This is a genomic window from Massilia sp. LXY-6 (assembly GCF_051233485.1).
GTDB lineage: Bacteria > Pseudomonadota > Gammaproteobacteria > Burkholderiales > Burkholderiaceae_D > Telluria.
This window is the reverse complement of sequence record NZ_JBKFGF010000013.1, coordinates 1-26640: the sequence shown is the minus strand read 5'-3', so window position 1 is coordinate 26640 and position 26640 is coordinate 1. Positions and strand designations below refer to the sequence as shown.

The following is a 26640-nucleotide window of genomic DNA, read 5'->3' as shown; positions in this document are numbered from 1 at the left end:
TACCTGTTCGATGAGCAGGAACGCTCAGTAAGACCGTTCCGCCAGCAGTATATCCCGCTCGACCTGCACCGTGTCGGCACCGTCGGTCAGCCAGACCTGGCCGTCCTGGATCGTGCACTGCAGCTGCATATTGCGCTTGGCCATGCGCTCGAGGGCGGAACTGGTCTCCGCCGGGATGTTCACGACCGTGATGTTGCGGGCACGGTCGATCTGCTTGGCGATCTGCTTGAACCAGATGTTGCTGACGGCGCTGTAGCTGTAGACGACCACGTGCTCGGCACGCCCGCTGGCCTTCATCAGGCGGCGCTCGTCGGGCTGGCCGACCTCGATCCAGGTGTCGATGGCGCCGGTGAGGTCCTTCAGCCACAGGGCCGGTTCCTCGACGTCGAACAGGTCCTTGCCGAACGCCAGCGCCTCGTCGGCGTGCAGGGCGAAGGCGAGCAGGCGGATCATCACCCGCTCGTCGGTTTCCGAAGGATGGCGCGCGATGGTGAGCGCGTGCTCCTGGTAGTAATTGCGGTCCATGTCCGCAATGCTCAGCTCTGCCTTGTAGATCGTTGCTTTCAGGGCCATCTGGTTCTTCTATCTTTCTGATTTTCCGATGCAATCAGCTGAACACGACGGTCTTGTCGCCATTCAGCAGGATGCGGTGTTCCACGAACCACTTGACCGCGCGCGCCAGCACCACGCTTTCGACGTCGCGCCCGATCGCCGTCAGCGCCTCGACGCTCATCGCGTGGTCGACCCGTTCGACGTCCTGCTCGATGATCGGCCCTTCGTCCAGGTCGCCCGTGACGAAGTGGGCGGTGGCGCCGATCAGCTTGACGCCGCGCCGGTGTGCCTGGGCATACGGGCGCGCTCCCTTGAAGCTGGGCAGGAAGGAATGGTGGATGTTGATCGCCCTGCCCTTCAATGCCTCGCACAGCCCCGGCGTCAGGATCTGCATGTAGCGCGCCAGCACGACCAGGTCGATCTGGTGCCGGTCCAGCAGCTCGACGATGCGGCTTTCCTGCGCCAGCTTGTCGGATTCGCTGGCGCCGGCCTCGAGCGGCAAGTGGTGAAAGGGGATATTGTAACTGGCCGCGAGCTGGTAGAACTCCATGTGGTTCGAAACGATGGCCGAAATCTCGACCGGCAGCAGCCCGCTGCGGTAGCGGAACAGCAGGTCGTTCAGGCAGTGGCCGATCTTCGAGACCATGATCAGCACGCGCGGCTTGCGCGCGGCGTCGTGCAGCTGGCCCGACGCGCCCAGGTGGGCACAGAGGGCGTCGAAGCCGGCGCGCAGGGTGGCGTCCGCGACGTTCGGTTCTTCCAGCGCAAAGTGGATGCGCATGAAGAACAGCTTCGATTCCGGATCGCCGAACTGGTCGGAATCGATGATGTTGCAGCCGTGCTCGGCCAGGAAGCCGGACACGCGCAGGACGATGCCGCGCTGGTCCAGGCAGGACAGGGTCAGGATGTATTCTGGGTGCGTCATGGGAGCGGTCGATGGTGATGAATGGATGAGGATGCTCCGGCATTGTCGCATGGCTTGCGGAATTGCTCACTCACCGTCGGATCGAGCTATAGTTGGCAAGTCCCCATCTCATAAAGGAAGGCCATGTCCACCCAGACCAACCAGCAAGTCCGCCTCGCCTCCCGTCCCGTCGGCCTGCCGACCAGCGACAACTGGCAACTCGTCGAAGAGCCCCTGGCGCCGCTTGAAGAAGGCCAGGTCCGCGTCAAGGTGCTGTACCTGTCGCTCGACCCGGCCATGCGCGGCTGGATGAACGAAGGGAAATCGTATATCCGCCCGGTGGCGATCGGCGAGACGATGCGCGCCGGCGCGGTCGGCAGGGTGGTGGAGTCGCGCTCCGGGCGCTTCGCCGTGGGCGAGCACGTCAGTGGCGCGTTCGGCGTACAGCGCTTCTGGACCGGAGCGGCCGATGACCAGGGCAATCCACTGGTGAAGATCGACCCCGCGCTGGCATCCCTGCCCGCCTGGCTGAACGTGCTGGGCATGCCGGGCATGACCGCGTACTTCGGCCTGCTCGAAGTCGGCCAGCCGAAGGCCGGCGAGACGGTGGTGGTGTCGGCAGCCGCCGGCGCGGTCGGAATGACGGTCGGCCAGGTCGCCAAGCACCTGGGCTGCCGCGTGGTGGGCATCGCCGGCGGTGCCGACAAGTGTCGCTTCGTGGTCGAGCAGCTCGGCTTCGACGCCTGCATCGACTACAAGGAAGGGCAAGTCGCCCAGGGGCTGAAGCAGCACTGCCCGAACGGGGTCGACGTCTATTTCGACAACGTCGGCGGCGAGATCCTTGACACCGTCCTCACCCGGATTAACATGAAAGCGCGCATCGTGATCTGCGGCGCGATCTCGCAGTACAACAACACGGCGCCGGTCCGGGGGCCGGCCAACTATCTGTCGCTGCTGGTGAACCGGGCGCGCATGGAGGGTATGGTCGTGTTCGATTTCGCGCCACGCTATCCGGAAGCCGTGGCCAGATTGGCGCAGTGGCTGCGGGAGGGCAGCTTCAAGAGTCGCGAGCACGTGGTCGAGGGCCTGGAGAACTTTCCCGCCGCCCTGTTGATGCTGTTCGAAGGGAAGAACTTCGGCAAGCTGGTGCTGAAGATCGCCGACGCCTGATCCGCGCGCCACCGGCGCAGCGGGCCGATGTGATCTCGCCGCCGTCAGCAGGAACTATTGTCTCCTCCGCCTCTCTAATCGCACGAGCGCATCCATGGACGCTCTCGGGTTAGATTCTTCACCGACAGGCACAAGGAGATCGATATGGCGACAAGCAAGGAAGGCGGCAAGAGCGCGAGCTCGGGCGGCAACGAGCAGAAAAGCCAGCCTGCCAAGCGCGGTTTCGCTGCGATGGACCAGAACCAGCAGCGTCAAATCGCCAGCAAGGGCGGCCAGGCCGCCCATCAGAAAGGAACGGCGCACGAATTCGATTCGGAGGAAGCGCGCCGTGCCGGCCAGAAAGGCGGGGAAGTGGTCAGCCGCAACCGCGCCCACATGGCCGACATTGGCCGCAAAGGCGGGGAAAGCCGGCAATCGGCCAACCGCGCCGCGGCAGCCGCCAAGGGGGGCAACCGCCAGGGCGGCAAAACGGAATAAGATAAGGAAAGCGGCATCGCCAGGCTCCTTACCTGACCAGGGATGATTTCATTGGCCGCATCGCGTTCCCGGGCGCGGCCATTCCCTTCACCGGCGGTATTGCGCCGGCCCCACCACCCGTTGCGCACTCTGCCGGGCTTTATCCTGTGCTAGAGTGCGCATCACATGTCCAACCCGAACCACCTCAAATACCTGAGCGCCTATCCGGCCCACCTGCTCGACCAGGTGCGCCGCCTGATCGACGGCGGCAAGCTGGCCGATCACCTGCGCAGCCGCTACCCGCAGGCCCACGCGGTCCGCACCGACAAGGCCCTGTACACCTACGTGCAGGACTTGAAAGATGACTACCTGCGCAACGCCGAACCGGTCGCCAAGGTCGGCTTCGACAGCAAGATCGGCATCGTCCAGCAAGCCCTCGGCCTGCACACCGCCATCTCGCGCGTACAGGGCAGCAAGCTGAAGGCCAAACACGAGATCCGCATCGGCACCGTGTTCCGCGACGCCCCGCCGGAATTCCTGCGCATGATCGTCGTGCACGAACTCGCCCACCTGAAGGAAAAGCAGCACGACAAGGCCTTCTACAAGCTGTGCTGCTGGATGGAGCCGGACTACCACCAGTTCGAGTTCGACCTGCGCCTCTACCTCACCCAGCTGGAGCTGGGCGGTGAGCGGCTGTGGGGCTGATAGCGAACAGTCAAGGCGTCCACGCAACAGTCACCACAAGAGTATCCACATGGAAATAGTTTCTATGCGGAACGCATGGTAGGATGTGCTCATCGGTTGCCCCCGCCCCCGGCACCGAGTATGTTTCCGGCCCTTACCCTGCCGTTCTCCGCCTGGACTACTGGAGTGGCCATGCACCATCCCATCCCCTCTTCCGAACACACCCGCATCAAAGCCCTCGACTCGCTGGACGTCCTCGACACGCCCGCGGAACAACGTTTCGACCGCTTCACGCGCCTGGCCGCGATGACCTTCGGGGTCCCGGTCGCGCTGGTATCGCTGGTCGACGAACACCGCCAGTGGTTCAAGTCGCGCTGCGGCCTGGCCGAGTCGGAAATGCCGCGCTCGATCGCCTTCTGCAGCCACGCGGTGGCGCAGGGCGACCTGCTGGTGGTCGAGGATGCCGCCCGGGATCCGCGCTTCGCCGCCAATCCGCTGGTGGCCGGCGCCCCCCACGTCCGCTTTTATGCCGGCCAGCCGCTGTTCAGCGACGGCCAGCCGGTCGGCACGCTGTGCATCGTCGATTATGCGCCGCGCAGCTTCGGCGATGCCCAGCAGCAGGCCCTGCGCGACCTGGCCGACCTGGTCGAGGTCGAACTGAACCATGTGAAGCTGGCCACCGCGCGCCTGATGGCCGAGCAGGCGCTGAAGGCCCTGAACACGGAACTGGAGCAGCGCGTCGCCGCGCGCACGGCCGAACTCGAGCGCAAGCTTGCCGAACTGTCGCAGGAGATCGCGCACCGCAAGGAGATCGAGGTCTCGCTGCAGCACAGCGTGGACTGGAACCGCACCATCATCGCCTCCTCCTGGAACGGCTTCGTCGGCGCCGATGCCGACGGCCGCGTGGTCGAATGGAACGCCTCGGCCGAGCGCATCTTCGGCTGGCCGCGCGCGCAGGCGCTCGGCCGCAGCCTGACCGAACTGCTGGTGCCGCACGCCTACCGCGCGCGGCACGAGGCGGGTATGCGGCGCTGCATCGAGACCGGCGACGGGCCGGTCCTGAACCGCAGGATCGAGCTGCCGGCGCTGACCGCGAGCGGACGCCAGATCATGGTCGAAATGACGATCAGCTTCTACGAATGGAAGGGCAAGCGCTGCTTCGGCGCCTTCATGAACGATATCTCGGAGCAAATCCGCACCCGCCAGCAGCTGGAAGAGAAGCAGGAACTGCTGGACGCCGTGCTGGACTCGATCGATGTCGGCGTGGTCACCTGCGACGCGGTCGGCAACCTGTCGCTGTTCAACCGCGCGGCGCGCACCATCGTCGGACGCGAGCTGAAGACCATCGTGCCGGCCGAGTGGTCGGCGTATTACGCGATGTACCACGTCGACGGCCGCACGCCGCTGGCGATGGACGAGGTCCCGCTGGTGCGCGCGCTGAAGGGCGAGACCATCCGCGACGAGGCGATGGTCATCGCGCAGGACGGCAGCGCAGTGCATACCCTGCTGGTCAGCGGCCGGCCCCTGCGCGGTGCGTCCGGCCGCCCGCTCGGCGCGGTGGTGGCGATGAAGGACATCACCGAGGCCAACGCCTCGCGCGCCCAGCTCGAAATCAACGAACGGCGCCTGCGCGCCATCACCGAGAACCTGCCGGCGCTGATCGGCAAGGTGAACGCGGCCGGCCGCTTCGTGTTCCTCAACGGCCATGCCCTGAACGTCCACCGCCGCACCGCCGACGAGCTGCTCGGCCAGGACATGGCCTGCGCCTACCGTCCTGAGGACTATGCGACGCTCAGCCCCTACATCGGCCTGGCGATGTCCGGCCAACGCGTGTTCTTTGAGTACATGTCCCGGTCCAGCGGCCAGGAGCTGCATTACCAGTGCTGCCTGGTCCCGCAGCATACGTCCGGCGGCGAGCCGGACGGCTTTTATGCGATGGCCTTCGACATCACCGAGCGTAAGATGAGCGAGCTGCGCCTTGCCGAAAGCGAGGAAAGGCTGCGCACCATCACCGACAACCTGCCGGTGCTGATCGCCCACCTGGACAGCGAGCGCCGCTATGTGTTCGCCAACGCCGTCCACCAGTCCTGGCTGGGCAAGCCGGCCGGGCAGATCATCGGCAAGACCATGGAAGAAGCCTTCGGCGCCGACTACCTCGCGCCCCAGGCGGCGGCGCTGGAACAGGCCTGGCGCGGCCACGCCTCGCAGTGCGAGCACGAGATCGTGCGCAAGAAGCACACCCGGATCGCGCACACGACCTTCCTGCCGCAGCTGCGCGACGGCCTGGTGGTCGGCGTGTACGTGCTGACCACCGACGCCACCGCCTCGCGCATGCACGAGCGCAGCCTGCACGCGCTGGCGCACACCGACACCCTGACCGGGCTGCCGAACCGGCGCCACTTCGAAAATGCGCTGAAGGGCGCGCAGCGCGCCGGCCGTGCGGGACGCGGCAGCGCCCTGCTGTATCTGGACGTCGACCACTTCAAGCAGATCAACGACCGCTACGGCCATGCCGTCGGCGACGCCGTGCTGGTCGAGTTCGCGCGCCGCCTGAGCGTCGCGGTGCGCAGCTCGGACCTGGTCTCGCGCCTGGCCGGCGACGAATTCACCGTGCTGCTGCACGACGTGGCCGGCGAGGCCGACGTCGAGCTGGTGGCGCGCAAGATCCTCGCCGCGATGCGCGCGCCGTTCGAGCTGGAGGCAGTGGTCCTGCAGGTCGGCACCTCGATCGGGGCCGCGCTGGCGGACCAGCCGGACCCGGTGCCGGCACGCCTGCTCGACGCCGCCGACCGCGCCCTGTACGCGGCCAAGGAAGCCGGACGCAATACCTTCGCGATGCTGCGCCTGGGCCGCAGCCAGGCGCTCGGCCTGGCACTGGCCCACGACTGAGCGTCACAGGTCCCAGTTCAGCTCCGCCACCCAGGTACGCTGGGGATACGGGTGGAAGTTCCAGTACTTGTAGTTGTTCAGGTTGTCGATGCCGAGCGCGGCCGACCAATGCCGGTCGATCCGGTAAACCAGCCGCAGGTCGGCCGTGAAATAGCGGCTCGCGCCCTGGTAGGCGAAGCCGTTCGGGTCGGCGTTGTCCAGGGTCGAGTACTGGCGCCCGCTGTAGCGCGCCGCCAGCGTGGCGGACAGGCGGTCGTCGACGCGCCAGGTCGCCTGCCCGGTCGCGCGCCACTGCGGAATGCGCGGCTGCCACTTGCCGACGCTGGCCGGGAATTTGTCGTTGCGGACGATTTTTGAATCGGTCCAGGTCAGGCTGGCGTTCAGGTCCAGTCCGCGCAACGCAACGTCGCTGGCCGCATAGGCGAGCTCGAGTCCTTTCGTGTTGATACGGTCGACGTTCTGGACGTTGGTGACGTTCGGCACCACCAGCACATTGGTCTGCGAATACAGGGCGTCGCGGGTGCGCTCGCCGAAGGCCGTCAGGCGCAGCAGGCCCCGCATCGGATCCCCCTCCAGTTTGCGCTCGGCCGTCAGCTCGCCGGTCCAGGATTTTTCCGGTTTCAGGTTCGGGTCGTTGTTGACCAGGGTGCCGGCCGCATTGATGCCGCCCTGGTACAGCTCGGACACGGTCGGCATGCGCACCGCGCGGCCCAGCGAGGCCTTCAGCAGCCAGTCCTCGCTCGCCTGGAAGGCCAGCGCGGCCTTGGGCGAAACATAGTGCTCGCTGCGCTCGCCATGGCTGACGGTCGTGCTCGCGTTCGAGGTCCGGCCCTCGCGCGCTTCCCAGCGCTCGTGGCGCAGGCCCAGCACCGTCTTCCAGCGTGGCGCGAACTTCCAGGTGTCCTGGGCGTACAGGGCGTCGACGCCGGTGCGGCCGCCGAAGGCCTGGTTGCGCGCGCCGGGTGCGCCGTTCAGCCAGTCGGCGGTCGCGTTCTCGATGCTGCGCAGTTTGTAGGCTTCGCGCTGCCAGCCGAATTCGACCACGTGTGCGCCCGCCGCGCCCTGCGGCCGCCACACGCCCTTGGCCGCGAAGGTGTGCCAGCCGGTGCCGCCCTGGTCGACGATGCGCCCCGTTCCGCCGCTGGCGGCGGCCGGCAGTGCGATGGTCGGCGCGCGCAGGATGTCCTTGTCGTAGTCATACAGGCTGGCGGCAAGCTCCCAGTCGAACACGCCACGGGAGCTGCTCTTCAAGGTCAGCCCGTGCATGAAGTGGCGCAGGCTTTCGTTCGATTGGCTGAAGTCGCCTGGCGCGAGCTGGTAGGCGCGCCCGCCGATGTTCACCGTGCCGCTGTAGACGGGCCGGCCGGCGGCGTCGCGCAGGTAGCTCCGCGGCCGGCCCTGCGCGTCGTTGTCCCACAGCCCGAACACGTAGGTGGCGCGCAAGGACGACGAGAAATCGTAGGCCAGCTTGGCCTTCAGGTGCTGTTGTTCGGTATGGTATTGCGTCGCCGCGCCGAGGATCAGCCAGTCGCGCCCGCTGCGGTCTTGGGCGGGCACGGCGCCGCTCACGGGCGTGCCCGCGCCGGAGGCAGCGGCCGGGTAGCGGGTCGGGAAGGTCAGCGGCTGGCCGTCGCTGTCCATCCGGCCGAGGTCCAGGTACCAGGACCAGGCGCCGGCGCGGTTGCCGAGCGAGATGCTGCCCTGGCGGCCGCGGAAGCTGTCGTCGCTGCCGTACAGCCTGAACGGCTGGTACGAGGCCGAGAGTTTCGCGTGCGCTTCGAAGCGCGACGGCATGCGGGTGACGTAGTCGACCACGGCGCCGACCGAATTGCCGCCGTAGGCCGCCGAGAACGGGCCGTACAGCACGTCGACGCGCTCGATCTCTTCGGGGCTGACCATGCCCCAGCGCGGCGCGAAGGCGGCGCCATTGCCGAGGTAGTTGGACAGCAGGATGCCGTCCGCGTACACCGCCGAGCGGGCGCTGTTGCCGGTGCCGGAAGCGCGGGTCGACAGCACCGCGTGGTTGTAGTCGCCGTTATAGCGCTTGCGCACCAGCAGGCTGGGCAGGTATTTCAGGGCGTCCTCGGCGTCGCTGGCATTGATGCCGCGCGCGATCTCTTCGCCGGTAACGGTCTCGATCGTGGTCGGGATCTGGGTCGGCAGCGAGGTCGGGTGCTTGCCCGTGACGATGACGGTGCCGAGCTGGCGGGTCTGGCCGGCGGCCGGCTCCTGGTCGGGCGCGGCCTGGCCGAAGGCCGCCGGCATGGCGGCCGCCAGCACGGTCAGCGTGCCGACCTGCGCCAGCGATGTGCTTGCATTCTTCATTCTTGTTCCTGGGATGATGTGGCGATCGGCGCACGCCAATGCGGCCGCCGGCCTGTGCGGCGGCCGGATGGCATGGCGTGCGAATCGATGCTGGCGGTGTGAAACCGCGCGCTCAGGACAGGCGTGGCGGGGCGCGCGGCTGCGCCAGCGACCACGGGAACAACGGACGCGAAGACTGGTAGTGGAGCGGCGGAAAGGCATCGCGGCCGGCAGCCGCGACGAAGCCGGCCCCCATCGGCGGCGGCAGGCCGTATGCGGCGGCATGGAAGACGCACAAGCCGCAGTGGGCGATGCCCTTCTGCAGCTTGCCGGACGACGCATCGCCGGCATCGGACGGGGTAGCGGACAACACCACCGGCATCGTTTTCATGCCCATCGCGGTGCAGACTTCCATCTGCATCAGCGTCGGCGCCGGGCCGGCGGCTTGCATCGCCTGCGACACCAGCGGCACGAGCGCGTTGAACAGGATGGCCAGGCAGGCGATCCAGCCGATCCGCGCGCGCATGCGCCAATGCCGTGACAGGATATGCATGCTTGCATTATAGTCCACGCCCCGGGACCCGCCGCCCGCGACACCACGTTGCCACCACACAACGGAATAAACTATTCCTGAAAGCATTAAAACTTATCTATCGACTTTCAATTTCCCTGCGTATAAAGTCAACCCGCGCTTCCTGCGCCCCGCCCGCCCTTGTTCCGAATCCAAGTAATGCTGCAACACACCTCCGGCCGACTCTTGCTCTCTCCCCTGTTCGCGATCGGCCTGCTGCTCGGCGGCGGCGCTCGTGCGCAGGACGGCGAGGAAGCAGGCTGGACGCTGTCCGGCATCGGCACGATCGGCGGCGACGGCACCCTGATCAACCCGACGCCCGCCTTCCGCTGCGGCCAGACGGCCCACGTGGCCAGCGTCGCCCTCGATGTCGTGTACTAGGATGCGGACCGCCAAGCTCTCCCGGCGCCTGTTGGCGGCCGCCGTCATGTCCCTCGCCGGCATGGCGGCCGGCGCCGCCGACCTGGTGGTGATCGTCTCGGCCAGGAATCCGGTGACCGCGCTGCGTCCGGACCAGGTGGCCGCGATCTTCCTCGGCCAGGCCGCGCGCTTCCCGGACGGCCTTGAAGCGGTGCCGCTCGACCAGCCGCTCGGATCGAAGCTGCGCGACAAGTTCTATCAGCGCGTGGCCGGCAAGACCCCGGCCCTGCTGAAGGTCCACTGGTCGAAGATGGTGTTCACCGGCCACGGCCAGCCGCCCGGCGAGGCCGCCGGCAGTGCCGCGGTGCGCCGCCGGGTCGCCGAGGATCCCGAGCTGATCGGCTATATCGATCGCGCCGCGCTCGACCCCAGCGTGCGCCCGGTGCTGGTGGTGCAATGATGGAACCCGCCATGCACACCGCGCCCGCCACCAAGACCGCGTCCGCGCCCGCGCCGGGCATCAGCCGCCGGCTGGGGCGCGCACTCGAGACCCACATCGCGCTGCCGCTGTTCGCGCTGCTGCCGCTGATCGCGATCTGGATCGCGACCTTCCACTTCGTCGCCGCCGAGCGCGAGGCTGCCGTCGCGGATGCGCGCGACGCCACCCGCGAGCAGGTCGCCACCTACGAAGCGCAGATGGCGCGCAGCCTGAACGCGATCGACCAGACCCTGAAGGTGATCAAGTACGCGGTCGAGCAGCACGGCCCCGACGCCGCGCTCGACAAGCTGCGCCGCCAGGGCCTGCTGCCGCCGTCGCTGGTGTTCGTGGTGAGCATCGCCGATCGCGACGGCCGGATCGTGGCCAGCAACCCGGCCAGGCCACCGCTGGACGTCGGCCGCGAAGCCTACTTCACGGTGCACCGCGACGGCGAGTCCGCCACGCCCTTCGTGAGCCGCACCCAGCACGATCCGGCCAAGCTCGAGCCGCACCTGCATTTCACGCGGCGCATCAATGACGCCGCCGGCCATTTCGCCGGCATCGCCATCGTCGAAGCCGATCCGGCCTACTTCACCAGCGCCTACGAGCGCTCGCGCGAGGGCGAGCTCGGGCTGGTCGGCCTGGTCGGCGACGACGGCATGGCGCGCGCGCTGCGCACCGGCGACAAGGTCTCGTGGGGCCAGCGGCTTGCGCTCGACCGCCTGCTGGACGACGCCTTCGAACCGCACCCCACCGCGCCCGACGGCGTGGCGCGCTACGCCAGCGTGCGCCGCCTGCACGGCTTCCCGCTGTCGGCCGTGATCGGCCTGGCCGAGAGCGAACAGATGGCGCAGTACAAGCAGCACCGCGGCAACTACCTGGTGGCGGCCTTCGCCGCCAGCGCCCTGCTGCTGGCCGTGGTCGGCATGATCAGCGCCTGGTCCTGGCAGCTGGCGAAGGCGCGCGGGCGCGAACGGCGCGCCCAGGAAACCTATGCGGCGGCCTCGGAGGCCAGCCTGGACGCCTTCTTCGTGCTGCGCAGCGTGTTCGACGGCGACGGCCGCGTGATCGACTTCCTGATCGAGGAAACCAATTCGCGCGCCGCACAGGTTAGCGGCATCCCCAAGGAACAGCTGCGTGGCCGCCTGATGGGCGAACTGATGCCGTTCTACCGCGTGAACGGCATGTTCGACGAGCTGCTGCGCGTGGTGACCGACGGCGCGCCGCTCGAGACCGAATGGCAGGCCGCGACCGCGCCGGCCGTCGGGCGCTGGCTGCAGCGCCAGATCGTGCCGGTCGAAGGCGGCGCGGTCGCCACCGTGCGCGACATCACCGAACGCAAGCAGGCCGAAGAGCGGATCCGCCACCTGGCCCACCACGACGAGCTGACCGGCCTGCCGAACCGCAGCCTGATCCGCGACCGCCTCGAGCAGGCCGTGCTGAACGCCCAACGCAACGGCAAGCACCTGGCGCTGGCCTTCATCGACCTGGACGGCTTCAAGCTGGTCAACGATGGCCTTGGCCACAATGCCGGCGACGAGCTGCTGAAGGTGGTTGGCCGCCGCATGCAGGACTGCCTGCGCTGCAACGACACCCTGGGCCGGGTGGGCGGCGACGAATTCGTGATCCTGCTGCCGGACGTCGCCGAAACCGCGCTGGCGATCACGCCGGTGCTGGAAAAGATCCGCCAGGCCGTCACCGAACCGGTGGCGATCGGCGACCAGGCGGTGCAGGTCAGCTGCAGCATGGGCGTGGTGATGTACCCGCGCGACGGCGAGGATCCGAAGACCCTGATGATGAACGCGGACGCGGCGATGTACCGCGCCAAGGACCTGGGCAGCAACAACTTCCAGTTCTACACCCGCGAGATGAACGCCAGCGTCGAGGAAAAGCTGATGCTGCTGGAAGGCCTGCGCAAGGCTTTCGATACGACCCAGGCCGGCGCGCCGGCGTCTGGCGCGGCCCCGGCCGGCGAGTTCAGCCTGCTGTACCAACCCAAGGTCGACCTGCGCACCGGCCGCATCTTCGGCGTCGAAGCCCTGATCCGCTGGCGCCATCCCGAGCACGGCATGGTGCCGCCGCCGCGCTTCATCGGCCTGGCCGAGGAATCCGGCCTGATCGTCGCGATCGGCGAATGGGTCTTGCGCACCGCCTGCCGCCAGGCCCAGCTCTGGCGCGCCGCCGGCCTCGATCCGCTGACGGTGTCGGTCAACGTGTCGGCCCGCCAGTTCGAGGAACAGCACCTGGTCGAGCGCATCGCGGCGGCCCTGCGCGACACCGGCTTGGCGCCCTGCGCGCTGGAACTGGAAGTGACCGAGAGCCTCCTGATGCGTGACCTGAACCAGGCCGTGGAGCGCATGCGCGAACTGAAGCACATGGGCATCTCGCTGTCGATCGACGACTTCGGCACCGGCTACTCCAGCCTGTCGGCGCTGAAGTCCTTCCCGATCAGCACCCTGAAGATCGACAAGTCCTTCGTGCGCGACCTGGCCACCAGCGAGGACGACCAGGCCATCGCACTGGCCGTGATCTCGCTCGGGCACCGCCTGCAGCTTCGGGTGATCGCCGAAGGCGTCGAGACCGAAGAGCAGCGCGAATTCCTGGCCGCGAACGAATGCGACGAGATGCAGGGCTACCTGTTCTCGCCCCCGGTGCCGGCCGAACGCATCGCCGAGATGCTGCTGGCGCAGGCGCGGACGGGAGGCCAGGCATGATGCCGTCCACATTGTCCCGCCTGCTGTTCGGCACCGACCCCAAGCTGCGCCGGATGCTGTCGTACTGGGGCGCGACGGCGCTCCTGTACCTCGTCTTCATCCTGTTGGTGCTGCAGGTCGCCGACCGCCGCTTGATCGACCATGGCGCGGCCGTGGTGCTGTCGGCGTATGGCGTCGGCGGGATCGTCGTCTCCTACCTGCTGGTGCGCTTCGGCGCCCGCCTCGGACTGGCCCCGACCGTGCTGTCGGCGATCCAGGCGGTGTTCGCCATCAGCTGCAACATGTGGCTGTATTCGATCGCCGGGCCGCTGCGCGGCGCCACCCTGATGGGCTTGATGCTGGTGGTGGTGTTCTGCACCTTCGCGCTGCGTCCGCGCCAGACCCTGGCGCTGGCCGGCGCCGGCCTGGCCGGCATGGGCGCGACCATGTGGTGGCACCAGGCCCACGATCCTCTGCATTATCCGCCGATGGTGGAAGCGGTGACCTTCGCGATCATGGCGATCTGCTCGCTGGCGGTCACTCTGATCACCGGCGAGATGTCGAAGCTGCGCGCGCGCCTGAAGGCGCAGAAGGAAGAGCTGATGAAGGCGGTGGAGACGATCCGTACCCTGGCCACGGTCGACGAGCTGACCGCGCTCGCCAACCGGCGCCACATGAACGAGGTGCTGGCGCAGGAGGAACGGCGCCGCGGCCAGGGATGCAGCACCTGCATCGCCCTGCTCGACATCGACTTCTTCAAGCAGATCAACGACCGCCACGGCCACGCCGCCGGCGACGAGGTGCTGCGCAGCTTCGCGGCCGCCGCGCGCGCCGAACTGCGCGCCGGCGACGTGCTGGCACGCTGGGGCGGCGAGGAGTTCCTGCTGCTGCTGCCCGACACCGGCGAGGCCGAGGCGCTGAAGGTGGTCGAGCGCATCCGCGCGCGGGTGGGCGGGCTGCGCATCGCCGGCCTGGACGGCGCAGACCTGCCGGACGGGCGCCGCGTCAGCTTCTCGGCCGGCCTGACGCCACGGCGCGGCGCGGAAGTGCTGGCCGACACCGTGAACCGCGCCGACAAGGCGCTCTACCAGGCCAAGTCGGCGGGGCGCGACCGGGTGGTCACCGCATAAAGTCAGACCAGCGCTTCGGCGCGCGGGGGTGCCGCCGCCTGCAGCCGCGCCACCAGCGCGTCCGGATCGGCGTCCAGCATCATCAGGCCCGCGTGCGCCGGGCGCACGAAACCCTGCTCCACCATGTGGCCCACGAAGGCGGCGAGGCCGTTCCAGAAGCCGTTCGCGTTGAGCAGGCCGATCGGCTTGGCGTGGATGCCCAGCTGGGCCCAGGTCACCATCTCGAACAGCTCTTCCAGCGTGCCCATCCCGCCCGGCATGGCGATGAAGCCGTCCGCCAGGTCCGACATCATGGCCTTCCGTTCGTGCATGTCCTTGACCACGAACTGGCGCGTCAGCCCGGTGTGGCCGACTTCGCGCTCGAGCAGGGCGCGCGGGATCACGCCGGTGGCCTCGCCGCCGAGGCGCAGCACCTCGTCGGCAATCACGCCCATCAGCCCGACCTTGCCGCCGCCGTAGACCAGGCCGATGTTGCGCTCGACCAGCACGCGAGCCAGGCCGCGCGCGGCGTCGGCGTAGAGGGGATCGGCGCCGAGCGAGGCGCCGCAGTAGACGGCGATGGCTTTCATGCTTGTCCTTCCGGAGGCAGTTGTTTCAGGTAGTCTTCCGAGAGGCGCTGGAACAGGGCCTGGGTGTCGCCGCGCAGGTAGGGGCCGACCATCGACAGCACCTGGTAGCAGCCGCGCGCGAGGGCGTCGGCGATCGCCTGCTGCTCGCTGTACTTGCGCGGATTGCGCACGTATTCATAGGACAGCCAGTAGGTCGCCACCACCACCATATTGGTCGCCATCGCGCCGATCTGGCTGTCGCCGGCCTCCAGCGAGCCCTCGCTGCGCAGGTCTTCGCACAACTGGCGCGCGACCTTGATCTTGTGCGCCAGGATGGCCTTGAAGTGCAGCTCCAGCTTGCGGTTGCGCGACAGCAGGTCGTTCAGGTCGCGGTAGAAGAAGCGGTAGCGCCAGATCAGCTCGAACATCATGCGCAGGTAGAGCCAGACGTCCTCGAGGTTCGAGCGGCGTCCGGCCGGCACGGTCAGCATGCGCCCGATCTCGGCCTCGAACTGGGCGAAGATCGAATTGACGATATCGTCCTTGTTCCGGAAATGGTAGTACAGGTTTCCCGGAGAGATGTTCATCTCTTCGGCGATCACGGTGGTCGTGATGTTCGGCTCGCCGAATTCGTTGAACAGCTTGAGCGACAATTCGAGAATCCGTTCGCGGGTCCGGCGGGGCGCTTTTTGTTGCATGGAAGACGGCATGGTTGAACTCACCCGCAAGGATAACACCGACCGTCGGCCATATCGAGGGGATCCTTGGTCACGTTGCTCAGTTTCGCCCGCCGTGCAGGGCGAACGCGGCGCGCAGCTCCTCGCGCAGCGCGCCGGCGGCCCAGGGCTTGGACAGGCGGCGGTCGACCAGGCCGGCCGCGCAGGCGCGTTCGATCGGTTCCAGCTCCGCCACGCCGGACAGGATCAGGCGCACGGTGCGCGGATGCGCGCGGCTGACGCAGGCCATCAGCTCGGTGCCCTGCATGCCCGGCATGCACTGGTCGGCCAGGATCACGTCGACCGGATGACGCGCGATCAGCGCCAGCGCTTCCTCGGCCGAGCCGGCGCTGAGGATGCGCCAGGGTTCGCCTTCGAGGGCGTCAACCAGCACTTCGCGCATGAAGCTGTCGTCGTCGACCACCAGCAGGGTCGGCGACGGCGGCGCGGCCGGCTCGACCGCCACCGGCAGGAAGGCCTCGACCTCGGCGACGAAGCTGGCCGGTTCGATCGGCTTGCACAGGTAGCCGTCGAAGCCGGCCGCCAGCACCCGCTCGCGGTCGCCCGCCTGCGCCAGCGCGCTCACGGCCAGCAGCGGAATGCGCGCACAGCCAGGGTCGGCCCGCAGGGCGCGCGCCACCTCGTAGCCGTCCATCGACGGCAGGCGCAGCTCGCACACCACCAGGTCCGGGCGGCCGTCGAGGGCGAGGCGCAAGCCGTTCGCGCCGTCGCCGGCGCCGCTCACGGCATGCCCTGCCTCCTGCAGCAGGCAGGCCATCAGCTCGCGGGTGGAAGGATCGTCTTCGACGATGAGGATGTGCGCAGGCATGGCCTGTCTCCAAGGCGTGTCATTGTATTTACTTTAACATCCCGGCGCTCGGGAAGGAGGTAGCGCCAGCTCGTGCATGACCGCGGCCAGCACGCGCGGATTGCTGCCGAGGGCGACGTGGCCGACGCCGCCGAATTCGAGGTTGCGCGCGCCTTCCAGGCGGCTCGACTCGCGCGGCGACACGATGTTGTCGTGGTGAGTGTAGAGCGAGGTGACGAGGGCGCGGGCGGCGCCGTCCTCGGCGGCGGCCAGCGCGCCCAGCCACGCGCTGCCGGGCCGCATCTGGAAGGCGTTGATGCCGAGGCCGAAGCGCGCCAGCGCGGTGCCGTGGTGCGGCGTGCCGAGGGTGATCACGCGCGCCACCCGCGCCGTCCCATGGGCGCGCATCCAGGCGCGCGCCACCAGGCCGCCCATGCTGTGCGCGACGATCGCCACCTTTTCCGCACCGGCGGCCGCGCACAGGTCCCGGACCGCGCGCTCGACCAGCGGCACGTAGCCGTCGATGTCGCCGGCCACCGGCTCCAGGTCCACCGTCGCGTGGCTGATGCGGGCGGCGTCCAGCAGGGGCGTCAGGTGGACCCAGTAGCCGCTGTTGCAGCCGTAGCCGTGCAACAGCAGCACCGGTGGCCGGCGGCTGCCGGGGTAGATGCGGGTGGCGGCGCCGGCGCGCGGGATGAGCCAGGAGGTGACCAGCATGCTGGCCAGGTATTCCTCGGCCAGCAGGCGCAGGCGCGCGCCAAGCCCGAGGCGGAAGGCCTCCGGCGTGGCGCCGGCGAAGCGCGCCGCCAGCACGAAATTGTTCATGTTGATGAGCAGGCGCACCAGCACCACGCTGCCGATGCCGAGCAGGGCCGCCTGCCAGGGCGCCATCTTCGCCCAGGCTACCGCGCTCCAGCCGATCAGGATGGCCGCGCCCAGCTGCGCCAGCAACAGCGCGCGTGACAGGCGGCGTGCGCTTTTCATGCTTCCCTCAGGCCGCCGCCGGGGCGCCGGACCGCGGCGTCGGCGCCGGGCGGCCGGTCAGCGACTGCGCCAGCTGGCTCGCCAGGCGCGCCGTGATACCGTAGATCGACAGCTGCGGATTGGCGCCGATCGAGGTCGGGAACAGCGAGCCGTCGTGCACCGACAGGTTGGCCAGGCCGTGGTAACGCCCGTCCGGCCCGGTCACGCCGGCGCGCGGATCGCCCGCCATCATGCAGCCGCCCATCACGTGGGCCGAGGCCACCCGCGTCAGGTGCGGGCGGTAAGGCAGCGCCGCGATGCCCTGCTTCGCATCGCGCCAGGTGGTGTAGCGCGGCGCGCTCTCGTGCGCCACCTGCACGGCGGCGGCGCCCGCCGCGAACTGGATCTCGGCCATGGTGAGGAGCGCGCGGCGCGCGCCGTCCCAGAGCGGATCGCCGAGCGGGTAGTCGAGCAGCGGCGCCCCGCCCTCGCCCAGCGCTACCGTGCCGCCGCGCGACTCCGGATGAAAGCCGTCGCGCAGTAGCGCCAGCATGCCCTGCAGGTGCGGGAACTGGCGCATCATGCCGGCGTGCTGGACGCCGAAGCCGGTCATGGTGGTCGACAGCAGCACCGGATGCAGCGGCGGCGCTTCGAGCTTGTAGCCGAGCGGGCCGTCGATCGCCTGGGTGTGCAGGAAGTGGTCCGAATACACGGTCTGCGGCGCGCCGGCATAGCCTTCGACGGGCTGCGGAAACACCGCGGCCGAAATCAATGTCGGGTGCAGGAAGGTGCGCTTGCCCAGCAGCCGGTTGGGATCCGGCGCGTTCGAACGCAGCAGCAGCGCCGGCGAATTGATCGCGCCGCCGGCCAGTACATAGTGTTTCGCGCGCAGGTGCAGCCGGCGCCCGGTCGGGCGGATGCCGTCGGCGTCGAGGAGCAGGCATTCCAGTGCCTCGATGCGCTCGCCCTGGATGACGAAGCGTTCGGCGCGCGAACGGGTCAGGAGGGTCGCGCCATGGTCGAGCGCGGACGGAATGGTCGTCACCAGCATCGACTGCTTGGCGTTGGTCGGACAGCCCATGCCGCAATAGCCCAGGTTCCAGCAGCCGTTGACGTTGCGGCGGATGAAGCCGGTCGGGATGCCGAGCTTCTCGGCGCCGCGCCGCAACAGGTCGTTGTTCTCGTTCGGCGCGGCCGGCCAGTCGGCGATGTGCAGGCGCGCCTCCATCGTCTCGAACCAGGGCGCCAGCGCCTCGACGCCGTAGTCGCGCAAGCCATAGCGCTGCTGCCAGAACGCCAGGGTGTCGGGCGGGGTGCGGAAGCTCGAGGTCCAGTTGACTGTGGTCGAGCCGCCCACCGTGCGCCCCTGCAGGATGTTGATCGCCTTGTCCTTGGTCTTGCGCGCGGCCGACTCCTGGTACAGCGCGGGATAGGCATCGGCTTCGCGCATCTTGAAGTCGCGCGAGGATTTCAGCGCGCCCTCCTCCACGAGGATGACGGACAGGCCGCTGAGTGCCAAAATCTCGGCGGTGACGCCGCCGCCGGCGCCGCTGCCGACGATCACGACGTCGGCCTCGAGGCTGCGGTCGCTGTCCACCCGGGCGCCGTCGACGAGCTTCCAGCCCCGCGCCAAGCCGCTCTCGTACGGGTCGGGGATGATGGTGGTGTTACTCATGCGGCCTCCTCATGCGAGCTCCCCGGGCGGTCCCGGATAGCCGATCGCCGCCCAGTTGGCGGAATCGCTGTACCAGCTGCCCAGCACCAGGTCGTGCAGGGCCTGGTAGGCGCTGCGCAGCAGGGACAGCCGGTGGGTGCGCCAGTCCTGCAGCCAGGCACCGACCTGGGCGTCGCCCGCTTCGGCCCAGCCGTGCGGAATGCCGGTCAGAAGCCGGCGCGCCGGACCCAGCGCGAGCAGGCCGAACAGGTCCTGTAACTCCCGCTGGGTGGCCAGCGGCAGGCCGAGGATGGTCTGGTTGACGCGTTCGGTGGCCGCCGTCACCGCCCGTGCGCGTTCAGCCGGATCGGTCGGCAGCACGCCGGCCAGGATCGCCGGCACGAGCGCATGCAGGGCGGCGCGCGCATCGCCGTCGATGACGAAACCGGCGCTTGCCGACTGCGCGGGCGGATGCGTGTAGCGGTAGATGCCGCCGCCGGCGGCAAGCACGAGCGCAGCCAGGGCGCCGGCCTTGAGGAAGGATCTGCGGCTTGTCTCCATGTCGAACCTTTATCTTGCTTTTTAACCTAGTGTAAGCGAAAGATTCACGCGGAAAATGCCGGAAAACTAGAGCGCGGCGTCTAGCTTTACGCAGGGCCATTTCCAAAAACCGGGCTCTGACCCCGGTTTTTGGCAACTACTCCTTGGAACGCAGGATCTGGCGGGCGATGCCGCGCAGGATGTTGACTTCTTCGGTTTCCAGCTGGGTGCGGGCGAACAGGCGCTTCAGGCGCGGCATCAGCTTTTTCGGGTTGTCGGCGTCCAGGAAGCCGATCGCCACCAGCGCCTCTTCCAGGTGGGCGTACATGCCGTCGACCTGGGCCATGCTGGCGGCCTCGCCGTGGAACCCGATCCCGCTCTGGGTGCGGTTCTCGCCTTCGGCCGCGAGCCGGCATTCGTAGGCCAGCACCTGGACCGCCTGCGACAGGTTCAGCGAGGAATACGATGGATTCGCCGGGATGTTGATCAGCACGTTGCAGCCCTCGACGATGTCGTTCGGCAGGCCGACCCGTTCGTTGCCGAGGATCAGCGCCGGGCGCAGGTCGACCTTCTCGGCCACGTGTGCTGAAAAGGCGCGCGGGCCCCATACCGGCGGCGAGAATTCGCGCAGCCGGGCCGACACCGCGGCGGCGAAATTGCAGCCCTCCAGCGCCTCGGCCACGGTGCCGACGATGCGCGCCCCTTCCAGCACGTCGCGCGCGCCGCTCGCGAAGGCAACCGCCTCGGGATCAACCAGCGGATCGGCGCAGCGCGGCGCCACCAGCACCAGGTCGGAGAAGCCCATGGTCTTCATCGCCCGCGCCACCGAGCCGACATTGCCTGCGCGACTGGTTTCCACTAGCACAAAGCGTAGACGTTTGAAAAGAGATGTGTCAGTTTCGGTCGGGTTCATTGTAAAATAGCGCCATCGCGCGGTGTACGAGCTTTGAATTCCAGGTCCGGGTTATGCAACCTGGCCGGGATTTTAACGGTTTCGGCACCGCTTTGCTCTTTGTCATTCTCATTGCTCTTTCATCGTTTAGTCGATCGTTCACGGCGCCTGTGCGCGGTGGGCGTCAGCATTCATCAGGAAGCCCTCATGCACCCAATGCTCAACACGGCCATCAAGGCCGCCCGCCGCGCCGCCACGGTCATCAACCGCGCATCTTTCGATCTCGATCGCATCACCGTCAGCGAAAAAAGCCATAACAACTTCGTCACCGACGTCGACCAGGCGGCGGAACAGGCGATCGTCGAGACCCTGCTGAAAGCCTATCCCGACCACGCCATCCTGGGCGAGGAAAGCGGCGCGTCCGGCAACCTGAACGACGAGAGCGAATACGTCTGGATCATCGATCCGATCGACGGCACCACCAACTTCCTGCACGGCTATCCGAACTACTGCGTCTCGATCGCGCTGCAACAGCGCGGCGTGATCACCCAGGCCGTGGTCTACGATCCGGTCCGCAACGACCTGTTCACCGCTTCCAAGGGCGCCGGCTCCTACCTGAACGAAAAACGCATCCGCGTGCGCAATCCGGACCGCATCAACAAGGCCCTGATCGGTTCCGGCCACGGCGCCGACCCGCGCGCGCTGGCCGAATACCTGCGCATGTACGAACTGGTGGCGGCGCGCTGCCACGGCGTGCGTTCGAGCGGCTCGGCGGCGCTGGAACTGGCCAACGTGGCCGCCGGCCGCGTCGACGGCTTCTTCGAAAAAGGCCTGAAGATCTGGGACATCGCCGCAGGTTCGCTGCTGGTGACCGAGGCGGGCGGCATCGTCGGCGAATTCAGCGGCGAATCCGAGTACCTGAACAAGGGCGACGTGATCGCCGCCGGCCCGAAAGTCTTCGCCGGCATGGTTGCGGTCCTGAAACCGTTCGCTTAAATACGCGCCTCTGGTCTTTCGCGTAAAATAGAGGCTGTGAAAGTCCGGGCGCCTACGAAAGGCAGCCCGCTGCGGAAACTTGCTTCCGGCGCCGACCCCGGCGCCGCGCCGGCCGCTCCCACCGGCGAGTTCGCCGCGCTAAAATTTCCCTAGCGAAACATATTTAACTAACTATAATGCCGTGTGGCTTCGACCTTGCTCGTCGGTGCCGCGCTTCTCGGTGTGTGCCGGCGTCCAGTACCGGCCTCCTCGTGTTGTGTAATCCGATCGGCTGGACTGGCGCTTTCCACGTGAAGGCGACGGGCCGATCCATACAGAGAATCTATGTCATTCACTACTCTCGGTCTGACCGACGCCATCGTACGTGCCGTTACTGAAGCGGGCTATACCGCCCCGACCCCGATCCAGGCACAGGCCATCCCGGCCGTGCTGGGTGGCGGCGACCTGCTGGCCGGCGCCCAGACCGGCACCGGCAAGACCGCCGGCTTCACGCTGCCCATGCTGCACCGCCTGTCGACCAACTCGGTGGGCGCAGCGCTGACCAACAAAACGGCGAAGCGTTCGATCCGCGCGCTGGTGCTGGCCCCGACCCGCGAACTCGCGGCCCAGGTCGAGGAAAACATCCGCACCTACGCCAAGTACACCAACCTGAACTCCGCCGTGATCTTCGGCGGCGTCGGCATCCACCCGCAGATCAAGCTGCTGGCCAACGGCATCGACATCCTGGTCGCGACCCCTGGCCGCCTGCTCGACCACGTCGGCCAGGGCACCATCAAGCTCGACAAGATCGAGATTCTGGTGCTGGACGAAGCCGACCGCATGCTCGACATGGGCTTCATCCACGACATCAAGAAAGTGCTGGCGGTGCTGCCGCCGAAGCGCCAGAACCTGCTGTTCTCGGCCACCTTCTCGGACGAGATCAAGGCCTTGGCCGACAAGCTGCTGAACAACCCGGCACTGATCGAAGTGGCGCGCCGCAACTCGACCGTGGAAGTCATCGAGCAGATGATCCACCCGGTCGACCGCGACAAGAAGCACCCGATGCTGGCCCACCTGATCAAGACCAACAACTGGAAGCAGGTGCTGGTATTCACCCGTACCAAGCACGGCGCGAACAAGCTGGTCGAACAGCTCGGCAAGGACGGCATCGGCGCGATGGCGATCCACGGCAACAAGAGCCAGTCGGCACGCACCAAGGCGCTGGCCGAGTTCAAGGACGGCAGCCTGACGGCGCTGGTCGCCACCGACATCGCGGCGCGCGGCATCGACATCGACCAGCTGCCGCACGTGGTCAACTACGACCTGCCGAACGTGCCGGAAGACTACGTGCACCGGATCGGCCGTACCGGCCGCGCCGGCGCCACCGGCGAAGCGGTGTCCCTGGTCTGCGTTGACGAACACCAGATGCTCAAGGACATCGAGAAGCTCATCAAGCAGGCCCTGCCGCGCCAGGTGATCCCGGGCTTCGAGCCGGATCCGAACGCCAAGGCCCAGCCGATCCAGCTGCGCAGCGGCGCACCGGGCCACGGCAACCGCGGCGGCCGTCCGGGCGGCGGCCGTCCGGGTAACGCACCGCGCGGCACCGCTCCGGCCGCCGGCCGCAGCCCTGCCCCGGCCGGCGGCGCGCCGCGCAACGGCGGCCAGCCTGGCGCGAACCGTAACGGCGCGAATGCCGGCGGCGCACGCGGCAATGGCGGCAATGGCGGCGGCGGACGCAGCGGCCAGAACCGCGGTCCGCGCCCGGCCTCGGCACGCAGCGGCGGCGACCGCTGATCGGTCACTGAGACAGGCCTCATCGGCCGGGGCCGCGCAAGCCATCAAGCTTGCGCGGCCCCGGCTTTTTTATGGCCACATCGAATGCTTGAGCACTCAAGTACTTGCTTAGTGTCGCAAAGCTCCATATACTTGATTACTCAAGTACATTTTCACACAATGAGGCCCAGCATGAGCGACACCCCCACCGATACCCTGAGCACCGATACCCCGACCACCGAATTCTGCCTGCGCATGGGACGCGCCTGGGCCGCCCTCTCGCGCCGCCTGGACAGCGCCCTCGGCGCCCACCACGGCATCAGCTTTGCCGACTACCAGTTGCTGCTGCACCTGCAGCGCGCCCCCGGCGGCCGCCTGCGCCGGGTCGACCTGGCCGAGAAACTGGGCCTGACCGCTTCCGGCGTGACCCGTTCGCTGCTGCCGCTGGAAAAGATCGGCCTGGTCGACCGCCAGAGCGATCCGCGCGACGCCCGCGTCGGCTACGCCATCATCACCGCCACCGGCAGCGAGCTGGTCACGAACGCCACGACCGTGGTCGACAACATCAGCCGCGCCATGCTGGGCGCGCCGTCGCGGGCCCAGCTCGAGGCGAGCTCGAACCTGCTGGCCCAGCTGGCCGGCACCGGCCCATGACGCCCGCCGCCACCGACAAACCGGCAAGCCGCCGTCCCACACGCGATCGTGCCGTGCTTCGCACGCCGCATTGCCATTTCCGCTAGAATTTTGGCATGCCAAAGTTCGCCGCCAACCTGAGCCTGATGTTCAACGAACTCAGCTTCCTCGAACGCTTCGCTGCGGCGCGCGCGGCCGGCTTCGACGCGGTCGAATTCCTGTTCCCGTATGTCTTCGAGCCGGAACAGATCGTGGGCCGCCTGCAGCGCTACGGCTTGGAGTTGGTGCTCCACAATTTTCCGGCTGGCGACTGGGCCGCGGGCGAGCGCGGTTTCGCCTGCGATCCGCGCCGCGTCGGCGAATTCCAGGACAGCGTCGAGCTGGCCCTCGATTATGCGGTCGACCTCGGCGTGCCGCGGCTGCACTGCCTTGCCGGCAAGCTGCCGCCGAACGTCGCGCCCGAGCGCGCCCACGCCACCTTCGTATCCAACCTGCGCTTTGCCGCCGCAGCCTGCGCCGGCCACGGCATCGAGGTCTTGATCGAGCCGATCAACAACCGCGATATTCCCGGCTATTTCCTGACGCACAGCAGCCAGGCCGCCGCCATCATCGCCGAATGCAGGGCCGCCAATCTCTTCCTGCAGTACGACATCTACCACATGCAGCGCATGGAAGGCGACCTGGCCCATACCCTGCGCGAGCGCCTGCCGCTGATCCGCCACGTCCAGCTGGCCGACGTGCCGGGCCGGCATGAACCCGGCACCGGGGAAATCAATTTCCCCTTCCTGTTCAAGCTGCTCGACGAGCTCGGCTACGACGGTTGGATCGGCTGCGAATACGTGCCGCAAGGCGACACGATGGCCGGACTGGGCTGGCGCGATGCGTGGATATAAAGGCGCGGCTTGATTAGAGGCAAGATAGCCGCTGGGCAACTTTGAAAGAATGGGGCTTTTCGAGTCCGGCTTCTGCCGGCTAGAGAGGAACCATGCTCATTCGCCCGCGCTGGCATCGTCACCTGCTCAGTTACCTGCCTATTTTCCTGGCCGCCCTGCTGCTGGCCGGTTGCGCCACCACCGGCCCGGCCAGCCTGGCGGAGGTGAGGCAATTCGCCGACGCCTCGGCCCGCCTCGGCGGCTATGCCGAGCTGTCGAAGCGCTACCGCGACACCTACGAACGCGAGCAGCCCTACCTGTCGCCGGCCGCCGACCGCATCGCCAGGGAAAACGACGCCCGCCGCAAGGCCGTCTACGACGACTTCGTCAGCATCCAGAAAAGCCTGGTGCTCTACATGCAGACCCTGAGCGTACTGGCCGGCGACGGCCGCTACGACCTGTCGCCCCAGCTCGACGATCTCGGCAACGGCCTGAAGGCAAACGCCGAATCCGGCCTGCAGCAGCGCCACATCGTGGCCTACACCGGCCTGACCCGCCTTCTGACGCGGGTGATCGCCTCCGGCTACCAGAACCGCAGCGTCGAGACCATGGTACGCGACGGCGACACCGACGTGCAGGTGCTGCTGGACGCGATGATCGCCCTGACCCGGCTGTACGCAAAGACCAACGAGAACGAGAAGAAGACCATCCTCGGCATCTTCGACGTCGAGATTCCGTTCTCGACCAAGAACTCGGACCGCATGCTGGTCACCCTGGCCAAGGTCCACTACCTGAGCAAGTCGACCGAATACAAGCTGATCGACAAGCGCTACGCGCTGGCCCTGCAGGGCCTGAGCAAGGTCGCGCAGGGGCACCAGAAGATGCGCGAGAACCTGCACCAGCTGTCCGGCGAGGAAATGCGCAAGCTCCTGGCCGCCTATGGGCGCGACCTGATCGCCCTGCGCGACGCGCTGTCCGATTGAACGCGAGGAGTCAACATGGCAAACGACACCCCCACCCCGCAGCCGGCGGCAGCGGTCAAACCAGGCGGCCAGACCTCGGCCGAAGCGCTGTCCACCGCGAAGCAGGTCGAGGAACTGGCCGACCGCCTGTCCGCCTGCGCCGACAGCATCCACGAGCGGGTGATGCGCGATATCCACCGTAGCCAGGCACAGCACCATGGCGAGGTGCCGGAGCCGGAGCAGGCCGTCGCGCGCGCGCTGCTCGACGCCGAGATCGAGCTGCGCCAGCGCGCCGATCGCCTGTATGCCGACGCCGCGGCCTGCATCGTCGCCTCGCTCGGCCAGTCGCAACAGCACCTGATCGCGCTCACCCTTGATGCCGCCGACAAGATCAAGCGGATCACCCGCATCGGCGACGGCATCACCCTGGTCGCGCGCCTGCTGGGCCTGGCCGCGGCGGCCGCCACCGGCCAGGTCCTGCCGATCCTGGCCGCGGTCGACCAGCTGAAGACCCAGCTCGATGTGGTGGCCGTGCACGAGGCGCCGCCGGCATAGAGCGCGCCCGGAGTTTGCGCTACACTGGCCTTCCGCGAGCCACATTCCAATCGGAGGGCCTTCCAATGAGCGTCAATCCAACCGTCCAGTCCGGCGGCGCGGACGAGGACCGGCTCGCACTCCTGAAATCGATGCTGGAACAGCGCCTGCGCGCGCTGGAAAGCGTGCAGGCGCAGCAGACCGCCGATGACGCATCGCCGGTCGCCGAAGTCGAAAGCTCACCGCTCGACCGTGCCACCGTGCGCCTGCTGAACGACCTCGAGCGCGAAGCCGCCGGCCACCATGCAGCCGAAGTGCAGGTATTGCGCCATGCGCTGGCCAAGTTCGAGGATGGGAGTTATGGCCTGTGCGAGGGCTGCGGCCAGCCGATCGGCGCTTCGCGCCTGCTGGCGCGGCCGGAAGCGCGGCTGTGCATTGCCTGCCAGACCCGCGCCGAAAAGCGCTAGAGCAATGGGATGGACGCCCCCACCCGTAACGGCATCGATGTGCCAAAGTGGAAGTATCGAGCAACCACTTGAACCGAGGGGGGCGTCATCATGGAGATTACGACAGTTGGCA

The 26640-nt window shown here is 67.8% G+C and carries 26 protein-coding genes; 15 read left to right on the top strand and 11 right to left on the bottom strand.

The genetic code is table 11. The annotated features are described in order from the left end of the window. Positions 1-24: 24 nt before the first annotated feature. Both ACI48D_RS07445 and purU read right to left on the bottom strand, forming a co-directional pair. Positions 25-573 carry a YaeQ family protein gene (locus ACI48D_RS07445; protein WP_435570588.1) on the bottom strand — a complete coding sequence of 183 codons (549 nt, stop codon included), beginning with the start codon at positions 571-573 and terminating at the stop codon, positions 25-27. A 34-nt stretch (positions 574-607) separates the two neighbouring features. Further along, positions 608-1477 carry a formyltetrahydrofolate deformylase gene (gene purU / locus ACI48D_RS07440; RefSeq protein ID WP_435570586.1) on the bottom strand — a complete coding sequence of 290 codons (870 nt, stop codon included), beginning with the start codon at positions 1475-1477 and terminating at the stop codon, positions 608-610. Between the two features lie 123 nt (positions 1478-1600). On the opposite strand from purU, the gene ACI48D_RS07435 reads away from it, so the two are divergent. From ACI48D_RS07435 to ACI48D_RS07420, 4 genes are all read left to right on the top strand, one after another. After that, positions 1601-2626: an NADP-dependent oxidoreductase gene (locus ACI48D_RS07435; RefSeq protein ID WP_435570585.1), complete on the top strand. Its 1026-nt coding sequence runs from the start codon at positions 1601-1603 to the stop codon at positions 2624-2626. A 144-nt stretch (positions 2627-2770) separates the two neighbouring features. Then, positions 2771-3103, top strand: a complete 333-nt coding sequence (locus tag ACI48D_RS07430; RefSeq protein ID WP_435570584.1) for a KGG domain-containing protein — start codon at positions 2771-2773, stop codon at positions 3101-3103. Positions 3104-3268: 165 nt separating this feature from the next. Then, a complete protein-coding gene (locus ACI48D_RS07425; RefSeq protein WP_435570583.1) occupies positions 3269-3787 on the top strand; it encodes a M48 family metallopeptidase in 519 nt (172 codons plus the stop codon). Between the two features lie 171 nt (positions 3788-3958). Continuing rightward, positions 3959-6655: a PAS domain-containing protein gene (locus tag ACI48D_RS07420; protein WP_435570582.1), complete on the top strand. Its 2697-nt coding sequence runs from the start codon at positions 3959-3961 to the stop codon at positions 6653-6655. 3 nt (positions 6656-6658) lie between these two features. On the opposite strand, the gene ACI48D_RS07415 is transcribed toward ACI48D_RS07420, so the two are convergent. Together ACI48D_RS07415 and ACI48D_RS07410 are read right to left on the bottom strand one after the other, a co-directional pair. Further along, positions 6659-8980, bottom strand: a complete 2322-nt coding sequence (locus tag ACI48D_RS07415) for a TonB-dependent receptor (RefSeq protein WP_435570581.1) — start codon at positions 8978-8980, stop codon at positions 6659-6661. A 112-nt stretch (positions 8981-9092) separates the two neighbouring features. Next, on the bottom strand, positions 9093-9512 hold the full coding sequence (locus ACI48D_RS07410; RefSeq protein WP_435570580.1) for a DUF2946 domain-containing protein: 420 nt from the start codon (positions 9510-9512) through the stop codon (positions 9093-9095). Between the two features lie 177 nt (positions 9513-9689). Here ACI48D_RS07410 and ACI48D_RS07405 point away from each other — a divergent pair, with 177 nt between their 5' ends. The 4 genes from ACI48D_RS07405 to ACI48D_RS07390 are packed head-to-tail and all read left to right on the top strand — an operon-like array spanning position 9690 to position 14191. Then, complete coding sequence (locus tag ACI48D_RS07405; protein WP_435570579.1) at positions 9690-9911, top strand: hypothetical protein; 222 nt, start codon at positions 9690-9692, stop codon at positions 9909-9911. A 1-nt stretch (position 9912) separates the two neighbouring features. Next, positions 9913-10350, top strand: coding sequence for a phosphate ABC transporter substrate-binding protein (locus ACI48D_RS07400; protein WP_435570578.1), 438 nt, complete (start codon positions 9913-9915; stop codon positions 10348-10350). An 11-nt stretch (positions 10351-10361) separates the two neighbouring features. Further along, positions 10362-13082, top strand: a complete 2721-nt coding sequence (locus ACI48D_RS07395; RefSeq protein WP_435570577.1) for a bifunctional diguanylate cyclase/phosphodiesterase — start codon at positions 10362-10364, stop codon at positions 13080-13082. Continuing rightward, entirely contained in the window at positions 13079-14191 is a 1113-nt protein-coding gene (locus ACI48D_RS07390; protein ID WP_435570576.1) for a diguanylate cyclase, read from the top strand. The genes ACI48D_RS07395 and ACI48D_RS07390 overlap by 4 nt, the downstream gene beginning before the upstream one ends. A 2-nt stretch (positions 14192-14193) precedes the next feature. On the opposite strand, the gene ACI48D_RS07385 is transcribed toward ACI48D_RS07390, so the two are convergent. From ACI48D_RS07385 to ACI48D_RS07355, 7 genes are all read right to left on the bottom strand, one after another. After that, positions 14194-14760, bottom strand: coding sequence for a TIGR00730 family Rossman fold protein (locus ACI48D_RS07385; RefSeq protein ID WP_435570575.1), 567 nt, complete (start codon positions 14758-14760; stop codon positions 14194-14196). After that, positions 14757-15437, bottom strand: a complete 681-nt coding sequence (locus tag ACI48D_RS07380) for a TetR/AcrR family transcriptional regulator (protein WP_435570574.1) — start codon at positions 15435-15437, stop codon at positions 14757-14759. The genes ACI48D_RS07385 and ACI48D_RS07380 overlap by 4 nt, the downstream gene beginning before the upstream one ends. A gap of 79 nt (positions 15438-15516) precedes the next feature. Further along, positions 15517-16284 carry a response regulator gene (locus ACI48D_RS07375; protein WP_435570573.1) on the bottom strand — a complete coding sequence of 256 codons (768 nt, stop codon included), beginning with the start codon at positions 16282-16284 and terminating at the stop codon, positions 15517-15519. Between the two features lie 33 nt (positions 16285-16317). After that, positions 16318-17247 (bottom strand): esterase/lipase family protein, encoded by a 930-nt coding sequence (locus ACI48D_RS07370; RefSeq protein ID WP_435570572.1) that lies wholly within the window; start codon positions 17245-17247, stop codon positions 16318-16320. Positions 17248-17254: 7 nt separating this feature from the next. Beyond that, positions 17255-18901 (bottom strand): GMC family oxidoreductase N-terminal domain-containing protein, encoded by a 1647-nt coding sequence (locus ACI48D_RS07365; RefSeq protein ID WP_435570571.1) that lies wholly within the window; start codon positions 18899-18901, stop codon positions 17255-17257. A 9-nt stretch (positions 18902-18910) separates the two neighbouring features. Beyond that, complete coding sequence (locus tag ACI48D_RS07360; protein WP_435570570.1) at positions 18911-19441, bottom strand: twin-arginine translocation signal domain-containing protein; 531 nt, start codon at positions 19439-19441, stop codon at positions 18911-18913. Positions 19442-19577: 136 nt separating this feature from the next. Beyond that, complete coding sequence (locus ACI48D_RS07355) at positions 19578-20333, bottom strand: RNA methyltransferase (RefSeq protein WP_435570569.1); 756 nt, start codon at positions 20331-20333, stop codon at positions 19578-19580. Between the two features lie 195 nt (positions 20334-20528). Here ACI48D_RS07355 and ACI48D_RS07350 point away from each other — a divergent pair, with 195 nt between their 5' ends. The 7 genes from ACI48D_RS07350 (at position 20529) to ACI48D_RS07320 (ending at position 26528) form a co-directional block, all read left to right on the top strand. Continuing rightward, positions 20529-21308 (top strand): inositol monophosphatase family protein, encoded by a 780-nt coding sequence (locus ACI48D_RS07350; protein WP_435570605.1) that lies wholly within the window; start codon positions 20529-20531, stop codon positions 21306-21308. 324 nt (positions 21309-21632) lie between these two features. Further along, the gene (locus ACI48D_RS07345) at positions 21633-23081 is read left to right on the top strand and encodes a DEAD/DEAH box helicase (protein WP_435570568.1); all 1449 of its coding nucleotides are present in this window, start codon (positions 21633-21635) and stop codon (positions 23079-23081) included. A 171-nt stretch (positions 23082-23252) separates the two neighbouring features. Then, positions 23253-23714: a MarR family winged helix-turn-helix transcriptional regulator gene (locus ACI48D_RS07340; RefSeq protein WP_435570567.1), complete on the top strand. Its 462-nt coding sequence runs from the start codon at positions 23253-23255 to the stop codon at positions 23712-23714. Between the two features lie 95 nt (positions 23715-23809). Further along, a complete protein-coding gene (otnI, locus tag ACI48D_RS07335; protein WP_435570566.1) occupies positions 23810-24586 on the top strand; it encodes a 2-oxo-tetronate isomerase in 777 nt (258 codons plus the stop codon). A 92-nt stretch (positions 24587-24678) separates the two neighbouring features. Then, positions 24679-25548, top strand: coding sequence for a hypothetical protein (locus tag ACI48D_RS07330; protein ID WP_435570565.1), 870 nt, complete (start codon positions 24679-24681; stop codon positions 25546-25548). Between the two features lie 15 nt (positions 25549-25563). After that, complete coding sequence (locus tag ACI48D_RS07325; RefSeq protein ID WP_435570564.1) at positions 25564-26082, top strand: hypothetical protein; 519 nt, start codon at positions 25564-25566, stop codon at positions 26080-26082. Positions 26083-26147: 65 nt separating this feature from the next. Then, positions 26148-26528: a TraR/DksA family transcriptional regulator gene (locus ACI48D_RS07320; RefSeq protein ID WP_435570563.1), complete on the top strand. Its 381-nt coding sequence runs from the start codon at positions 26148-26150 to the stop codon at positions 26526-26528. Positions 26529-26640 lie beyond the last annotated feature (112 nt).

What these genes read in the sequence shown, in the direction of transcription:
- ACI48D_RS07350 (WP_435570605.1), top strand. Translation starts at nt 20,529, where the DNA reads ATGCTCAACACGGCCATCAAGGCCGCCCGCCGCGCCGCCACGGTCATC.
- ACI48D_RS07390 (WP_435570576.1), top strand. Translation starts at nt 13,079, where the DNA reads ATGATGCCGTCCACATTGTCCCGCCTGCTGTTCGGCACCGACCCCAAG.
- ACI48D_RS07435 (WP_435570585.1), top strand. Translation starts at nt 1,601, where the DNA reads ATGTCCACCCAGACCAACCAGCAAGTCCGCCTCGCCTCCCGTCCCGTC.
- ACI48D_RS07430 (WP_435570584.1), top strand. Translation starts at nt 2,771, where the DNA reads ATGGCGACAAGCAAGGAAGGCGGCAAGAGCGCGAGCTCGGGCGGCAAC.
- ACI48D_RS07320 (WP_435570563.1), top strand. Translation starts at nt 26,148, where the DNA reads ATGAGCGTCAATCCAACCGTCCAGTCCGGCGGCGCGGACGAGGACCGG.
- ACI48D_RS07360 (WP_435570570.1), bottom strand. Translation starts at nt 19,441, where the DNA reads ATGGAGACAAGCCGCAGATCCTTCCTCAAGGCCGGCGCCCTGGCTGCG.
- ACI48D_RS07345 (WP_435570568.1), top strand. Translation starts at nt 21,633, where the DNA reads ATGTCATTCACTACTCTCGGTCTGACCGACGCCATCGTACGTGCCGTT.
- ACI48D_RS07445 (WP_435570588.1), bottom strand. Translation starts at nt 573, where the DNA reads ATGGCCCTGAAAGCAACGATCTACAAGGCAGAGCTGAGCATTGCGGAC.
- ACI48D_RS07330 (WP_435570565.1), top strand. Translation starts at nt 24,679, where the DNA reads ATGCTCATTCGCCCGCGCTGGCATCGTCACCTGCTCAGTTACCTGCCT.
- ACI48D_RS07340 (WP_435570567.1), top strand. Translation starts at nt 23,253, where the DNA reads ATGAGCGACACCCCCACCGATACCCTGAGCACCGATACCCCGACCACC.
- ACI48D_RS07400 (WP_435570578.1), top strand. Translation starts at nt 9,913, where the DNA reads ATGCGGACCGCCAAGCTCTCCCGGCGCCTGTTGGCGGCCGCCGTCATG.
- ACI48D_RS07385 (WP_435570575.1), bottom strand. Translation starts at nt 14,760, where the DNA reads ATGAAAGCCATCGCCGTCTACTGCGGCGCCTCGCTCGGCGCCGATCCC.
- ACI48D_RS07365 (WP_435570571.1), bottom strand. Translation starts at nt 18,901, where the DNA reads ATGAGTAACACCACCATCATCCCCGACCCGTACGAGAGCGGCTTGGCG.
- ACI48D_RS07370 (WP_435570572.1), bottom strand. Translation starts at nt 17,247, where the DNA reads ATGAAAAGCGCACGCCGCCTGTCACGCGCGCTGTTGCTGGCGCAGCTG.
- ACI48D_RS07420 (WP_435570582.1), top strand. Translation starts at nt 3,959, where the DNA reads ATGCACCATCCCATCCCCTCTTCCGAACACACCCGCATCAAAGCCCTC.
- ACI48D_RS07355 (WP_435570569.1), bottom strand. Translation starts at nt 20,333, where the DNA reads ATGAACCCGACCGAAACTGACACATCTCTTTTCAAACGTCTACGCTTT.
- otnI (WP_435570566.1), top strand. Translation starts at nt 23,810, where the DNA reads ATGCCAAAGTTCGCCGCCAACCTGAGCCTGATGTTCAACGAACTCAGC.
- ACI48D_RS07325 (WP_435570564.1), top strand. Translation starts at nt 25,564, where the DNA reads ATGGCAAACGACACCCCCACCCCGCAGCCGGCGGCAGCGGTCAAACCA.
- ACI48D_RS07405 (WP_435570579.1), top strand. Translation starts at nt 9,690, where the DNA reads ATGCTGCAACACACCTCCGGCCGACTCTTGCTCTCTCCCCTGTTCGCG.
- purU (WP_435570586.1), bottom strand. Translation starts at nt 1,477, where the DNA reads ATGACGCACCCAGAATACATCCTGACCCTGTCCTGCCTGGACCAGCGC.
- ACI48D_RS07415 (WP_435570581.1), bottom strand. Translation starts at nt 8,980, where the DNA reads ATGAAGAATGCAAGCACATCGCTGGCGCAGGTCGGCACGCTGACCGTG.
- ACI48D_RS07425 (WP_435570583.1), top strand. Translation starts at nt 3,269, where the DNA reads ATGTCCAACCCGAACCACCTCAAATACCTGAGCGCCTATCCGGCCCAC.
- ACI48D_RS07395 (WP_435570577.1), top strand. Translation starts at nt 10,362, where the DNA reads ATGCACACCGCGCCCGCCACCAAGACCGCGTCCGCGCCCGCGCCGGGC.
- ACI48D_RS07410 (WP_435570580.1), bottom strand. Translation starts at nt 9,512, where the DNA reads ATGCATATCCTGTCACGGCATTGGCGCATGCGCGCGCGGATCGGCTGG.
- ACI48D_RS07375 (WP_435570573.1), bottom strand. Translation starts at nt 16,284, where the DNA reads ATGCCTGCGCACATCCTCATCGTCGAAGACGATCCTTCCACCCGCGAG.
- ACI48D_RS07380 (WP_435570574.1), bottom strand. Translation starts at nt 15,437, where the DNA reads ATGCAACAAAAAGCGCCCCGCCGGACCCGCGAACGGATTCTCGAATTG.